The 14,920-nt window shown below is 70.8% G+C and carries 8 protein-coding genes and 1 pseudogene; 6 read left to right on the forward strand and 3 right to left on the reverse strand.

All coding sequences use genetic code 11. The annotated features are described in order from the left end of the window. Window positions 1-80: 80 nt before the first annotated feature. The 3 genes and pseudogenes from ACH41F_RS16465 to ACH41F_RS16475 all read right to left on the reverse strand — a co-directional run. Window positions 81-182: pseudogene (locus ACH41F_RS16465) on the reverse strand (MBL fold metallo-hydrolase); the annotation flags it as partial. Beyond that, window positions 182-1,270 (reverse strand): S-(hydroxymethyl)mycothiol dehydrogenase, encoded by a 1,089-nt coding sequence (locus ACH41F_RS16470; RefSeq protein WP_398836153.1) that lies wholly within the window; start codon window positions 1,268-1,270, stop codon window positions 182-184. The pseudogene ACH41F_RS16465 and the gene ACH41F_RS16470, both read right to left, overlap by 1 nt. Window positions 1,271-1,407: 137 nt before the next feature. Next, complete coding sequence (locus ACH41F_RS16475) at window positions 1,408-3,567, reverse strand: hypothetical protein (RefSeq protein ID WP_398836156.1); 2,160 nt, start codon at window positions 3,565-3,567, stop codon at window positions 1,408-1,410. 314 nt (window positions 3,568-3,881) lie between these two features. Here ACH41F_RS16475 and ACH41F_RS16480 point away from each other — a divergent pair, with 314 nt between their 5' ends. The 6 genes from ACH41F_RS16480 to ACH41F_RS16505 all read left to right on the forward strand — a co-directional run bounded on the left by ACH41F_RS16480 (window position 3,882) and on the right by ACH41F_RS16505 (window position 14,918). Further along, on the forward strand, window positions 3,882-6,086 hold the full coding sequence (locus ACH41F_RS16480) for a nitrate- and nitrite sensing domain-containing protein (RefSeq protein ID WP_398836158.1): 2,205 nt from the start codon (window positions 3,882-3,884) through the stop codon (window positions 6,084-6,086). A gap of 262 nt (window positions 6,087-6,348) precedes the next feature. Beyond that, the gene (locus ACH41F_RS16485) at window positions 6,349-11,547 is read left to right on the forward strand and encodes a family 43 glycosylhydrolase (RefSeq protein WP_398836161.1); all 5,199 of its coding nucleotides are present in this window, start codon (window positions 6,349-6,351) and stop codon (window positions 11,545-11,547) included. Between the two features lie 135 nt (window positions 11,548-11,682). Then, window positions 11,683-12,426 (forward strand): SDR family oxidoreductase, encoded by a 744-nt coding sequence (locus ACH41F_RS16490; RefSeq protein ID WP_391230765.1) that lies wholly within the window; start codon window positions 11,683-11,685, stop codon window positions 12,424-12,426. 108 nt (window positions 12,427-12,534) lie between these two features. Beyond that, window positions 12,535-14,013 (forward strand): oxidoreductase, encoded by a 1,479-nt coding sequence (locus ACH41F_RS16495; RefSeq protein WP_398836164.1) that lies wholly within the window; start codon window positions 12,535-12,537, stop codon window positions 14,011-14,013. A 99-nt stretch (window positions 14,014-14,112) separates the two neighbouring features. After that, window positions 14,113-14,571: an SRPBCC domain-containing protein gene (locus ACH41F_RS16500; RefSeq protein ID WP_398836167.1), complete on the forward strand. Its 459-nt coding sequence runs from the start codon at window positions 14,113-14,115 to the stop codon at window positions 14,569-14,571. Further along, the gene (locus ACH41F_RS16505; protein ID WP_398836169.1) at window positions 14,568-14,918 is read left to right on the forward strand and encodes an ArsR/SmtB family transcription factor; all 351 of its coding nucleotides are present in this window, start codon (window positions 14,568-14,570) and stop codon (window positions 14,916-14,918) included. Before ACH41F_RS16500 ends, ACH41F_RS16505 begins: the two co-directional genes overlap by 4 nt. The last annotated feature ends 2 nt before the right edge of the window (window positions 14,919-14,920 follow it).

Genomic DNA, 14,920 nt, shown 5'->3' on the forward strand with positions numbered 1-14,920 from the left:
TCATGACGGTGGTCGGGAGGGCCGGTCAGTGGCCCGGTGCGCTCGGCGAGTTCGGGCGCGGCGCCCATGACGATCACTTAGTGGTCGTCGCCGACGCTCCGCACGTTGTTCTCGACGTCCCAGGTGCCGCCGCCGAGACTGAACTGCCCTGCGATGACGAGGCGTTCGATACGGGCGCTCATCAGAACACCACCACCGAGCGCAGGACGTCGCCGCCGTGCATCCGCTCGAAGGCCTTCTCCACCTCGTCGAGCTGGATGGTCTCGGTCACGAACGCCCCCAGATCCAGGCGGCCTTGCAGATGCAGGTCGATCAGCATCGGGAAGTCACGGGAGGGCAGACAGTCGCCGTACCAGGAGGACTTCAGTGAACCACCCCGCCCGAAGACGTCCAGCAGCGGCAGTTCCAGCTTCATCTCCGGGGTCGGGACACCGACCAGCACGACCGTACCGGCCAGGTCCCGGGCGTAGAACGCCTGACGGTACGTCTCCGGACGGCCCACCGCCTCGATCACGACGTCCGCCCCGAACCCGCCGGTCAGTTCACGGATCGCCTCCACCGCGTCCGTCTTCCGGGAGTTGACGGTGTGGGTCGCTCCCACCTTCTTCGCCGTGTCGAGTTTGCGGTCGTCGATGTCCACGGCGATGATCCGCGCCGCGCCCGCGAGACGCGAACCGGCGACCGCCGCGTCCCCCACGCCGCCGCAGCCGATCACCGCGACCGTGTCACCCCGCCCGACACTGCCCGTGTTGATCGCGGCACCGATACCGGCCATCACCCCACAGCCCAGCAGACCGGCCACCTGGGGCGCGACCGACGGATCCACCTTCGTGCACTGCCCGGCCGCCACCAGCGTCTTCTCCGCGAACGCCCCGATACCGAGCGCGGGCGAGAGTTCCTGGCCGGTCGCCGCGAGAGTCATCTTCTGCTCGGCATTGTGGGTGTCGAAGCAGTACCAGGGCCGACCCCGCAGACACGCCCGGCAATTACCGCACACCGCACGCCAGTTGAGGATCACGAAATCCCCCGGGGCGACGTCCGTGACCCCCTCCCCCACCGACTCCACGACCCCGGCCGCCTCATGACCCAGCAGGAAGGGGAAGTCGTCAGAGATCCCGCCCTGCTTGTAGTGCAGATCAGTGTGGCACACCCCGCACGCCTCGATCCGCACCAGTGCCTCACCCGGTCCCGGGTCGGGCACGACGATCGTCTCCAGGCTGACAGGGGCGTTCTTCCCTTGCGCGACGACAGCACAGACCTGGTGAGACATGGCCACTCCTCGGCTGCTGCGAGACGAAGTCGAAGTTGCTCATTGCGGCACGGATTCCATGAACCGCAACACAGCATCGTGGAGCGCCGACGACCGGTCAAGGCTCCGGTCACACCCCCGGAAGTCAGGTGCGCGCTCTACCGGCGGGCGTTGAGCGCGTCCACGGCGCCCCGGGCGTCACCGACCGTCGTGTAGTCGACCGCGATGAAGTTGACCGGTCGGCCCCGCTCGCGTTCACAGCGCTCCACGCGGTCCAGGACGTAACGGCGGGCGTTGACCTCGCCCGCGTCCAGCCTGCTGCCGCCGCCCGCGGTGATGAAGTGGTTGAGCAGGAAGAGCCGTTTGCCGGTGCCGCCCCGATGGGGCACGCAGCTCATCTCGCCGGGGCTGCGGAACGCGAACGGCGTCTCCATGCCGTAGCGGTAGAAGTTGCGGTACCACGCGGCGGGGCCGTCGGCCTGTTCGGCGAAGACGATCAGGCGGCGACCGCTGTCGATCATCTCACCCAGCGTCGGCCACGGCTGCCCGGGATCCTCGTCGGGGGTGAACACCAGGTCGGAGAGGCCCGCCTCGCCGAACGCCCCGGCGGTGTCCTCGGCGCTGATCGCGTCCTGGACGATCAGGGTCAGGACGTCGGTCGGATGGTCCCGCAGCCAGTCGCCGATCTGCCGCAGGGCCGGGACCAGCTCGATCGCCCCCGCGCGGCACACGGCGTGGCACAGCCACAGGCCCTCGCGGGGCGGGTTGACCTTGTTCACGGCCGCCGCGACGAACGCCCGCTGCTCGGCGGTGAAGTCGGACTCGGCCAACCGCGCGGCGATCTCTTCGGGCTTCTCCCAGCGGTAGGTGTCGAGTTGGAGGGCACGAACCCCGTCGTCCAGCTGGGTGCTTATGGCCGGGTCCTGGAGCGGTCCGATGAACCGGTCCACGGTGGTCGACATGGCGTTGTGGGAGGTCAGATACGCCACCTCGTCGTAGGGCCGGTCGCACAGCGCCACGCTGCCCTGACAACGGCGCGGTGCGGAGGGGCTCGCGACGAGCGGCACCAGGACCAGAGCGGCCAGGGTCACCGCGCTCGTCCCGACCGCCGCCATCCGCACATACGGCGCCGGGGTCCGCAGGGTGGGCCGGGTCCGCAGGGCCCAGCCGAAGCCGGTCAGCAGCGCGCCGGCGACCACCGGGACCAGCGCCGTGGACAGGGCCGCCGTCACCATGTCGTCGACGGCCCTGCGCTGGAGGTCGTCGACCAGCCGGGCCAGGCCGGACGGCCAGCTCGCCGGTGGGTCGACCAGCCGGTCACCGTGCACCACGCGCACCAGGACGACGACGAGCGCGGTGAGGGCGCCGCCTGCGGCCAGGGCCCAGCCGAGCAGCATTGGCCGCCGGCCCGGCGCGGGGGACGTGGTCAGCCACAGGGCCGCGAGCGCGCCGACGAGCAGGGCGGCGGCGACCGCCTCCACGATCCCGAGGCCGACCGCCGTGCCGGTGCGTGCCCGGTGCAGGGCCGACAGGTCGTTGCCGGACGTCTCCAGCACCTTCTCCAGGTTCCAGCCGGTGCCCCCGACCAGCGTGCGCAGCCGGGCGGTCGCGTCCGTGGTGCGCTCGGTGACGGCCAGGGGGGCCACGGCGGCCAGCGCGCCCGCCGCGTCCCCGTCGGCCAGGGCCACCTCGACCTCGTCGCGCAGGGCTTCGCGGTCCCGTTCCGGCAGGGTGTTCACGACGCCCTCGGCCGCCTTCGCCGCCTGCTCCTCGGTGAGCGGCAGCGCGGGCAGCGCGCCGGGGGCCTGTCCCGCCCGCACCTTCTTCAGCGCGGCGGACAGGTCGGCCGAGAACGCCGCGAAGTCCGGCTCGGGGCGCTGCTGCACAGCGGCGACCAGGTCACCGAAGTAGATGTGCACCAGGTCGTTGATGTTGGCCAGCACCGGCCGCAGATCGACGGTCAGGGTGAGGTCGTCGCGGTCACCGGCGAGGTAGCCGGTGACGCTCTCGATCTGCTCGTGGGCGAGTTCCCGAACGGTCGCCGGCGGCAGGACCAGCGTGACGTTGGAGGTGACCACGGCCTCGGGAACCGGCAGCCCCGCCAGCAGACCCCGGGTCACGTCGGCCGCTCCCGGGTCGACCAGGACCTCGTCGTAGAGCCGGTCGTAGGCCGACTCCTCGTCGAGGACCGACTGGTAGAAGGGCGCGGAGACCACCGTGTCGCGGGCGGTGGCCGCCATGGTGACGATCACCGTGCAGAGCGCTGCCACGGCGAAGGCGAGGGCGCGCAGCCAGGTGCGCGGGGGCACGGGTTCCATGGGCTACCTGCTCCTCATGGTGATCGCACTGCGCGGAGGCCGCAAACCGGTGGGGCGGGGGCGAAGGGGCGGGGACTCCGGCGCGCTGCGCCTCCGGCGCCGGGTCACTGAGCGGCAGGGCCTCGGCCGCGACCCCGCGGGGCAGCTGAGCCACGGGCAGCTGAGCCTGAGCCGCGGGCAGCTGAGCCACAGGCCAGCCGAGCCACTCGCCTCTGTCATGGACTGAACACGGAGCGCTCGTTCTCCGTAACGCTTCAGAAGGGCCTTGATCGGCCCGCCAGGAAGGTACCGCCGTCGAAAGGTCGGTCGTTCACGTGAGGAAAGCAAGGCGAGCGGCGCCCGAGGCGGCGGTTTCGGGGCGCTGGTCCTTCACCCGCAACTGGCGGGTGGCCCGGCGACTGCGGGCCATCCTCCTCATCCCGGTCCTCGTCACGCTCGTGCTCGGCGGGTTCCGGGTGGCGCGCGCCGTGGACACCTGGCGGAGCGCCGACGACGCGGTCCGGGTCGCGGAGCTGGTGCAGACGGCGAACAAGTACGCCAGCGACGCGATCAACGAGCGCGATCTCTCGGTCGTCCCGTTGCTCAAGGGCGACACCGGCTCCGAGGTCGTGGCCGAGGCACGCAAGGTCACCGACCAGGACCGGGCGGCCTTCGACAAGGCGGTCGAGCGGATGCCGCAGACCGCGCGTCTGCTCCGGCGGGTGGCCGTGGTCCAGAGCGGGGGCGAGCGGCTCGCCGGCATCCGCAAGGCCGCGTTCACGTCCGCCCTGCCGGGTGTGCGGACCGAGGAGCAGTACCACCTCATCCAGCACCCGTTGATGGAGCTGTCCAACGAACTCGGCTTCGGCAGCAGCAATCAGGCGAGCTTCGGCCGGGCCCTGTACGCCATCTCCCTGACCCAGGCCGCCGAGTCGCTGACCCGGGCCATCGGCACCCACATCCTGGCCGAGGACCGTGACGCGCTGAAGAAGGGTGAACTCGCCTCCCAGCTGGCCTCGTTCCGCTCGTACGCCTATCTCCAGCGGGTCGCGCTGGTGGAGTTCGACGGCGCCGCGACCGGTCAGGACACGGCGCGGTTGAAGAAGGCGCTGGCAGAGGCCAGGACCAAGGGTGAGCGACAGGTCGCCGCGGCGGCCGCGCGGGCCGAGGAGGCCGGTGAGGAGTACGTCGCCCCGCCGAGCATGACGACGATGATCAGCGAGATCGCGTCGGGGAAGTCCGCCGCGGACCTTGCCGAGCAGGGCATCACCACCGACTCCTTCTTCGGCGCCTCCACCCTGTCCTTCGACGCCTACCGGCAGGTCGAGGTCTATCTGAGCGACACCGCGCTCGCCAACGCCGAGGACATCGCCGACAGCGCGCGCCGGGACGCCATCGTCCTGTCGGCCGTCGTCCTCGGTGCGGCGCTGGCCGCGTTCCTGATCGCCGCCGGGGTGGCGCGGTCGATGAGCAGCCGGATGAGCGCGCTGCGGGGCTCGGCCCTCCAGATCGCCGAGCAGCGGCTGCCGGCACTGCTCGCCCAGCTGAACCGGGCCACTCCCGGACGCGTCGACACGCAGGTGGCGCCGATCCCCATCACGTCGACCGACGAGATCGGCGAGGTCGCCCGCGCCTTCGACCAGGTTCACCGGGAGGCCGTGCGGCTCGCCGTCGAGCAGGCGGCGCTGCGGGGCAACATCAACGTCATCTTCACCAACCTCTCGCGCCGCAGCCAGTCCCTCGTCGAGGGCCAACTGGCACTGATCACCTACCTGGAGAACAACGAGGCCGACCCGGACCAGCTGGAGAACCTCTTCCGTCTGGACCATCTGGCGACCCGGATGCGCCGCAACGGCGAGAACCTCCTGGTCTTGGCCGGTGAGGAGTCCAACCACCACGGCATGCAGCAACTCGCCCTGGTCGACGTGCTGCGCGCCGCCGCCTCGGAGGTGGAGCAGTACGAGCGCGTCGAGCTGACCGGGATCCCGGAGGCCGAGATCCACGGCCGGGCCGTGAGCGACCTCGTGCACCTGGTGGCCGAACTCCTGGAGAACGCCACCACGTTCTCCTCACCGCAGACCAGGGTGTACGTCACCGCGGGCCGGCTGCCCGACGGACGGGTCATGGTGGAGATCCACGACAGCGGTATCGGTCTGACGGCGGAGGACTTCGCGGCCATCAACCACAAGCTGGCCCATCCTCCGACCGTCGACGCCGACATATCCCGGCAGATGGGCCTGTTCGTGGTCGGCCGGCTCTCCGACCGGCACGGCATCCGGGTCCAACTGCGGCCTTCGGGCGCGCAGTCGGGCACGACGTCGTTGATCATGCTGCCGCACACGATCACGTCCTCGGCGCCGGCCGAAGCGCCCGTCGAGGCGAGCACCACCTCTGCCTATCCCCTGGAGGACACCCAGCCCTTCCCAGCCCTCACCGGGGAGGGCCCGGACACGGGGGAGCAGTCGACCGCGGACCCTATGAGCCGGTACCTCCACCGCGAGGAGCGCCGGCGGCAGCTGGGGCAGGACGAGCACCGGTAGGGGTGCGGCGGGTTCGTGGCGCGATGGCCGGCAACGGGGCGCCGCGTCCGGGCCGTTGACCAGGAGACAAAGCCGTTCGACCTGTCGGACATTGTTCGAAAACTCTTGACGCTGCCCCACACCCCGTTTGACACTCTCGCAACACGACGTCACACAGCCGAAACGGCGAGGAGTCCACGGCCGCGGACACCCCCGTCGTCGCCGGCCTGCTCCCCCATGCCGTCGCTCCCCCGTCAGCCATGCCTCAGCAGGGAATCCCCACATGACGTACTTCGCACGTCCGCGCACCCGCGCGAGACGCCGGGCGGGCCGACTCGCCGGCCTGACCGTCGCGTCGCTGTTCCTGGGCCTCCTCGCGCCCGTCCTCCCCGCGCAGGCGGCGGGCGCCGCGGACGTCACCGACGGACTGGCCCTCTGGTACAAACTCGACGGCTCCTCCGGCAGCACGGTCACCGACGCCTCCGGCAACGGCCGTGACGGCACGGTGGTCGGCACCGCCAACTGGTCCGACACCGGTCAGGGGCTCGCCTTCAACGGCTCCGACACCTACGTCAAGGCGCCGAACGACGTCATGAAGGGCATGGCCTCGATCACCGTCTCCACGGACGTCCTGATCGACGCGACGCAGAGCACGCCGTACTTCCTCTACGGCTTCGGCAACTCCAGCGGCGGCAACGGCAACGGCTACCTCTTCACCACCGGCAACTCGCTGCGCACCTCCATCGCGACCGGCAACTGGTCCACGGAGCAGACCACCAAGCCCGCCGACTCCCACAACCTCACCCGCTCGGTCTGGAAGCACCTCACCTACACCCAGACCGGGAACACCGGGGTGCTGTACGAGGACGGCGTGGAGGTCGGCCGCAACACCTCGGTCACCACCACCCCGGGCGCCATCGGCTCCGGCACCACGACCGCCAACTACCTGGGCAGGTCGGTCTACTCCGGTGACAAGCTCTTCAAGGGCCGCATGCGCGACTTCCGCGTCTACGACCGCGCCCTGGACGCCGACGAGGTCGAGCTGCTCGCCCTACCCGTGGCCACCCAGGGTGTCGCCGACGACAAGGCCGCGCTGAGCCTCGGCGACACCAGCGCGGTCGCCGCCGACCTGGACCTGCCGAGGACCGGCACCGCGGGCGGCTCCGCCCTGACCTGGGCCAGCGACGACACCGACGTGGTGACCGACGCCGGGGAGGTGACCCGGCCCGCCGCCGGTGAACCGGACGCCCACGTCACGCTCACGGCGACCCTGAAGAAGGGCACCGTGACCGACACCAAGTCCTTCGACGTCACGGTCAAGGCCGCCTTCGACGACCGGACCGCCACCGAGCGGGCCGCCGAAGCCCTCACCGTCCACAATTTCGACGACGTCCGCGGCAACCTCACCCTCCCCGCGAGCGGCGACTACGGCACGGACGTCTCCTGGGCCTCCGCGGACCCGGACGTCATCACCGCCGCCGGCGTCGTCCACCGACCCGCGCACGGCGACGGCGCCGCCACCGTCGAGCTGACCGCCACCGTCAGCAAGGGCGCCGCGACGACGAGCCGGTCCTTCACCGCGAAGGTTCCCGAACTCCCGCGGCAGGAAGCCCTCAAGGGCTACATGTTCAGCTATTTCACCGGCGAGGGCACCGCGGACGGCGAACAGCTCTACGCCGCCCTCAGCAAGGGCAACGACCCACTGAAGTGGCGGGAGTTGAACGACGGCAAGCCGGTCCTGACCTCCACGCTCGGCGAGAAGGGCCTGCGCGACCCGTTCATCATCCGCTCCCCCGAGGGCGACAAGTTCTACCAGATCGCCACCGACCTGAGGATCTACGGCAACGGCGACTGGGACGCCTCCCAGCGCACCGGGAGCAAGTCCATCATGGTCTGGGAGTCCACCGACCTGGTGCACTGGACGAACCAGCGGCTGGTGAAGGTCTCCCCCGACAGCGCGGGCAACACCTGGGCGCCGGAGGCCTTCTACGACGCGAAGCTCGGCGCGTACGTGGTCTTCTGGGCGTCGAAGCTGTACGACAACGAGGCCCACTCGGGCGACACGTACAACCGCATGATGTACGCGACCACCCGTGACTTCTACACCTTCAGCGAGCCCAAGGTCTGGATCGACCGCGGCTACTCGGTCATCGACTCCACGATGATCCAGCACGACGGCACCTACTACCGTCTGTCGAAGGACGAGCGCAACAACACCTCCTCCACGCCCAACAGCAAGTTCATCTTCGAGGAGAAGAGCCACTCGATTCTCGACCCGTCGTGGACGGCGGTCGCGGAGGGCATAGGCAAGGGCGCGATGAGCGCGGCCGAGGGGCCGCTGGTCTTCAAGTCCAACACCGAGGACAAGTGGTACGCGTTCCTGGACGAGTTCGGCGGGCGCGGCTACATCCCCTTCGAGACGACCGACCTCGACTCCGGCACCTGGACGCCGTCCACCGGCTACGACCTGCCGTCCAAGCCGCGCCACGGCACGGTCCTGCCGGTCACGCAGGCCGAGTACGACCGGCTGCTGCGCGCCTACCAGCCCGACCAGATCGTGAGCGGCGTCGAGGACATCTCGGTGAAGACCAGGATCGGCCAGGCGCCGGTCCTGCCGGCCACGGTGATCGCCGAGTACGCCGACGGCGTCAAGCGCCCCGTCTCCGTCGACTGGGCGGACGTACCGGCATCCGCGTACGCCCAGGCCGGAGTCTTCACGGTCACCGGCACCCTGCCCGACGGCGCCGCGATCCCCGTCCAGGCTGAGGTCACCGTCTCCGAGGAGGGTCCGGACGTTCCGGCCGACCTGCTGCTGGAGTACGACTTCGACGAGACCGGCGGCAACATCGCCCGGGACACCAGCGGACACGGCTACCACGGCACCTACGTCCGTACGCCCGCCTTCGGCACCGGTGTGCACGGCGGCTCGCTCGCCATGACCGGCGCCTCGGACTCGCCGTACGTGAAGATCCCGAACGGCGTGCTGAAGGACGCCGGCAGCGTCACCGTCTCGACGTACGCCAAGTGGAAGGGCGGCAGCAGCTTCCAGTGGCTGTTCGGGCTCGGCCCCGACAGCGACAAGTACCTGTTCGCCACCCCCTCCAACGGTGGCTCCACCCTCTACTCGGCCATCACCAAGGCGAGTTGGTCGGCGGAGTCCAAGCTGACGGGCGGCGCGCAGCTCACCCCGGGCGAGTGGGAGCACGTCACCGTCACCCTCGACGGGGCGACCGGCACGATGGTCCTCTACGTCGACGGCATCGAGGCGGCCCGCACCACGACCACCATCAGGCCGTCCGACCTGTACGACGCGAACAAGGACTACAGCGGCTACATCGGCCGCTCCCTGTACTCCGCCGACCCCTACTTCGGCGGCGACGTCGACGACTTCCGCATCTACGACCGCGCCCTGTCGGCCTCGGAGGTCATGGAACTCAGCGGCAACACCACGGGCATCGCCAAGGCCACGCACCCGGACCTGAAGGTCGACGCGATCGTCGACGCCACCGCCGGCAAGGTCACCCTGCCGCTCACCGAGGGCACCGATCTCACGTCCCTGGCACCGGAGTTCACCCTCGCCCACGGCGCGGCGATCAGCCCCGCCTCCGGCAGCGTGCACGACTTCAGCAAGCCGGTGACGTACGAGGTGACCGGGTCCGACGGCAAGAAGCGCACCTGGACGGTGTCGGCCCTCGTCATGAAGAGCCCGGTACTGCCGGGTCTCAACGCCGACCCGAACATCGTGCGGTTCGGCGACACCTTCTACCTCTACCCGACCACCGACGGCTTCGAGGGCTGGAGCGGCACGCAGTTCAAGGCCTACTCCTCCACCGACCTGGTCCACTGGAAGGACCACGGCGTCATCCTCGACCTCGGTCCCGACGTCTCCTGGGCGGACAGCAGGGCCTGGGCGCCGACGATCGCCGAGAAGAACGGCACCTACTACTTCTACTTCTGCGCCGACGCCAACATCGGCGTCGCGGTCTCCGACTCGCCGACGGGCCCGTTCAAGGACGCGCTGGGTCAACCGCTGCTCAAGGCGGGCCAGTTCAGCGGCCAGATGATCGACCCGGCGGTGTTCACCGACGACGACGGCCAGTCGTACCTCTACTGGGGCAACGGCCACGCCTACGTGGCCCCGCTGAACGACGACATGACCTCGCTCGACCTCACCAGGATGAAGGACATCACCCCCAGCGGCTACAACGAGGGCACCTTCGTCATCAAGCGCCAGGGCACCTACTACCTCACATGGTCGGAGAACGACACGCGCGACCCCAACTACCGTGTCGCCTACGCCACCGGCCCCTCGCCCACCGGCCCGTGGACCAAGCGGGGCGTGATCCTGGAGAAGGACCTCTCCCTCGGCGTCAAGGGTCCCGGCCACCACTCGATCGTCCGGGTGCCGGGCACCGACGACTGGTACGTCGCCTACCACCGCTTCGCGATCCCCGGCGGTGACGGCACCCACCGCGAAACCACCATCGACAAGCTGGAGTTCGACGCGGACGGCCTGATCAAGAAGGTCGTGCCGACGCTGACCGGCGTCGACCCGGTGACCATCGTGCACGCCGGCCCCGACACCAAGGGCGCCGAGGGCGACGCGATCCGGCTGAACGGCACGCTCTCCGGCGCCGGCAAGGCCACGTGGACGGCCGCGAAGGGGGCACCCTGCACCTTCGCCGACGCCGGGTCCGCGAGCACCACGGTCACCTGCGCCGACGACGGCACCTTCGAGGTGACCCTGACCGGCGGCCGCAGCAGCGACACGGCCACCGTCGAGGTCACCAACGCGGCACCGGCCATCACCACCGCCACCGGTCCCAAGTCCCCGGTCGCGGTGGGGAAGCAGGTGGTCGTCACCGCCGGGTTCACCGACCCGGGCACCCGTGACACCCACACCTGCGCGGTCGACTGGAAGGACGGCACCCAGCCCAGCGCCGGGACCGTCACCGCCAACGGCTGCCGCGCCGAACACACCTACCGCAAGGCGGGCATCCGGCACCCGGTGATCACCCTCACCGACGACGAGGGCGCCTCGGACAGCCGCACGTTGCCCGAGCTGATCGCCTACGACCGCGCCGCCGGACCCGCGTTCGGCACCGGCATCCTCACCTCGCCGGCCGGCGCCTTCCCCGCCAAGCCGACCCTGACCGGCACGGCCGGCTTCTTCTTCACCGCCTTCTACACGACGTGGGGCTCCGTTCCCCTCGGACAGCTGACCTTCGACTTCGCCCCGGCGAAGCTGAAGTTCCGCTCCACCGGCTCCGACTGGCTCGTGGTGACCGGCTCCCAGGCCGTCTACCAGGGCTCCGGGACCGTCAACGGCACCGGCGGCTACGTCTTCCGCGTGACCGCCACCGATGCCCCGGACGGCTTCCGCCTCAGGATCTGGAAGAAGTCCGGCGGTGACGTCGTCTACGACAACGCCACCAGCTCGAAGATCACCGGCATCGTCACCGTGGGCGGCCGTCGGGAGTGACCCCCGGCCGGGCGTACGTACTGGTCGTGCCGCCCACACACACGAACGGCCGCACCTCTGGTGCGGCCGTTCGACGCCCGCATCCGCAGGAGCCGCCTGCCCCCGGTGTTGATCAACATGGCAGGATCCGCAGACATGAGCAGCACTGAATCCACGGATCGCCCCGTCGCCCTGGTCACCGGTTCCACCTCGGGCATCGGGGAGGCCGTGGCGCGGCGGTTGGCGGCGGACGGCATGCGGGTCGTCGTGCATTCGCGGCGCAGCGCGGACGCGGGCCGGGCGCTGGCGGCGGAGCTCGACGGGGTGTACGTGCGGGCCGACCTGGAGGTCGAGGACGAGGCCCGCGCCCTGGTCGAGCAGACCCTGGACCACTGCGGCCGGCTGGACGTGCTGGTCAACAACGCCGGGATCAGCCGGCCCATCCCGCACGACGACCTGGCCGCCGCGACCCCCGCGGAGTGGCGGCAGGTGCTGGAGGTCAACCTGATCGCCCCCTGGGTGCTCTGCACGGCCGCGCTCCCCGCGCTGCGCCGCTCCCCCGGCGGTGGCAGCGTCGTCAACATCACCAGCCACGCCGGGGTGCGACCCAAGGGCTCCTCGGTGCCCTACGCGGCGAGCAAGGCCGCGCTCAACCACGTCACCCGCCTCCTCGCGGCCGCCCTCGCCCCCGACGTACGGGTCAACGCCATCGCCCCGGGCCTGGTCGACACCCCCATGACCGAGGACTGGGCGCACGCCCACGCCCTGTGGCGCGACCGGGCGCCCATGGGCCGGCCCGCCCAGCCCTCGGACGTCGCGGGGCTCGTGGCCTCGGTCATCGCCAGCACCTACCTCACCGGCGAGGTCATCATCCTGGACGGCGGACTCAACCTGACCTGACACATCCCGCGCCCGCGCGCGCCGCCGACGGCAGGGTCCGGGGCCCGAACCCGGCCGACCGCGCGCCCGCTCGGTCACACGTACGTCCCGGCCAGCTACTCTTCCGGCGTGCACGTGTACGAGGAACTCACCGCGCCGGAACGACAGTTGTGGGACGCCTATCCCAAGGGCCGCACGGTGGACTTCCGTACGGGCGGCCCGGAGGACGACCCCGCGCACGGGGACGGGTGGGGCGAGGACCGGACCGTCAGGGCGGGCGTCGTGGCCGCGCTCCTCCTCGGGGTGATCCCGGCCGAGCCGGGGCACGTGCCGGCGCTGCGAGTCGCGGGCGCGCGGATCATCGGGGCGCTGGAGCTCGGCGGGGCCGAGATCGGGCATGCGATGCGGTTCGAGGGGTGCTGGTTCGAGCAGGGTGTCGGGCTGGCCGACGCCGCCACCCGCACGATCTCCGTCAAGGGCAGCAGACTGCCGGGGCTCGACCTCAGCACGGCCCGCGTGGACGGCAGGCTCTCCCTGCGCCGCACCGTGGTCGACGGCAGGGTCGAGCTGCTCAACGCCCGCGTGTCCGGCGAGGTGATCCTCACCGACGCGGTCCTCTCCCACCCCGGCGGCTGGGCTCTCCTCGCCGGCGGGCTCGTCACCGAAGGCGCGATGTTCTGCCGCCGGACCACGGTGCACGGCGGCATACGACTCCTGGGGGCCCAGCTGCCCGGCGGCCTGCACATGGAACGGGCGCGGCTGCACCACCCGGAGGGGGTCGCCCTGCTCGCCGATCATGCCGTGATCCGCAGTCTCTCCCTGGCCGAGGAATTCACCGCCGAGGGGACGGTCAGCCTGCGGGACACGCAGATCTCCGACCACGTGACCTTCGACGGTGCCGTCCTGCGCGCCGCCGATATGGCGCTGGACTGCGCCCGTATGCAGGCGGGAGGGTTCGTCTTCACTCCGGCAGAACCGCCGTCCGGCGTGGTCGACCTGGAGGATGCCCGGGCCACGGCCCTCCACGACCGCGCGGACGCCTGGCCGCGGACGCTACGGCTCCAGGGCTTCACCTACGGGTCCCTGCACGAGAACGGCGAACACCAGGCATCCGGCGTGGACCGCCGCCTGGCGTGGATAGGGCGGCATCCGGGCTACGCGGCCCAGCCGTACGAGCAACTGGCGGCCTGGTACCGGCAGATCGGCCATGACGACGACGCCCGCCGGGTCCTGCTGGCCAAGCAGCGCCACCGCAGGAGGACGCTGAACCCGCCCGCCCAGCTGTGGGGTTACCTCCTGGAGGCCACCGTCGGTTACGGCTACCGGTCCTGGCGCGCGGGTGTGTGGCTCGCGGCGCTCGTCCTGCTCGGCAGCACGGTCTTCGCCGCGCACACGCCGAAGGCGACCGACCCCGGCCAGGTGCCGCCGTTCAACCCCTTCGTCTACACCCTCGACCTGCTGATCCCCATCGGCGGTCTCGGCCAGCGCACCTCCTGGTACTGGGAGGGCGGTACGGCCGCCTGGCTGTCGTACGCCCTCATCGCGGCGGGCTGGATCCTCACGACCGCGGTGCTCGCCGGGATCACCCGCACCCTGAACCGGAACTGACTCCCGCCGACATCCAACCTTCTGCAACCGATGGTTGCACAACACTCGACCCCGCCATAGACTGAAACGCAACCGATGGTTGCGAATGGGAGAACGGAAATGGAGTACGGGAGCATCGAGCGCGACATCCACGTCGACGCCTCGCCCGAGGTGGTCTACGAGGTCGTCAGCCGGCCGGAGCACATGCGGGAGTGGTGGCCGGACGACGCCCGGTTCGAGTCCGCGGAAGGGGCGCCCGGGGAACTCTTCTGGCGGGACGAGTCGACGGGCGAGACCATGACCGTCGCGCTCACCGTGATCGAGGTCGACCCGCCGAAGCGGTTCTCCTTCCGGTGGTGCCACACCGGCGCCGAACGCGACGGGGACTCGCTGCTGGTCACCTTCGATCTCGTACCGACCCCGACGGGGACCCTGGTGCGGATGACCGAGACCGGGTTCCGGGAGATGGGGTGGGAGGCCGCGGTGCTGGAGGAGCGGTACCGCGAGCACGCGAGCGCGTGGGACCACTACATCCCCCGCCTGGGCACCTATGGCGCACGGTTGGCGTCGGCCCGGTGAGCACGCCGCTCGACGACGATCTGTGGTCCGCGATCGGCGACCCGACCCGGCGCACGATGATCGACCTGCTCCTCGCCTCCGGGCCCGGGACCGCCACCTCGCTCAGCGCGAGCCTGCCCGTGACCCGGCAGGCCGTGGCGAAGCACCTCGCCGTCCTCGACCGTGTCGGACTGGTCCACGCCGAGCCCGTCGGACGGGAGCGGCGCTACCGGATCGACGAGGACCAACTCGCCCGCGCGGCCCGGCAACTGGCCGCGGTCGGGGCGACCTGGGACGCCCGGCTCCGTCGTATCAAGCACCTCGCGGAAGCCATCGAACGAAGCCGCACCACCACGGAAGGAGCATGAAG

The sequence above is a fragment of the Streptomyces sp. NPDC020489 genome, from assembly GCF_044386545.1.
In the GTDB taxonomy this organism is placed as follows: Bacteria; Actinomycetota; Actinomycetes; order Streptomycetales; family Streptomycetaceae; genus Streptomyces.

Excerpts from the sequence above, each read along its gene's own strand:
- ACH41F_RS16470 (WP_398836153.1), bottom strand. The coding sequence starts at position 1,270 with ATGTCTCACCAGGTCTGTGCTGTCGTCGCGCAAGGGAAGAACGCCCCT.
- ACH41F_RS16475 (WP_398836156.1), bottom strand. The coding sequence starts at position 3,567 with ATGGAACCCGTGCCCCCGCGCACCTGGCTGCGCGCCCTCGCCTTCGCC.
- ACH41F_RS16485 (WP_398836161.1), top strand. The coding sequence starts at position 6,349 with ATGACGTACTTCGCACGTCCGCGCACCCGCGCGAGACGCCGGGCGGGC.
- ACH41F_RS16490 (WP_391230765.1), top strand. The coding sequence starts at position 11,683 with ATGAGCAGCACTGAATCCACGGATCGCCCCGTCGCCCTGGTCACCGGT.
- ACH41F_RS16500 (WP_398836167.1), top strand. The coding sequence starts at position 14,113 with ATGGAGTACGGGAGCATCGAGCGCGACATCCACGTCGACGCCTCGCCC.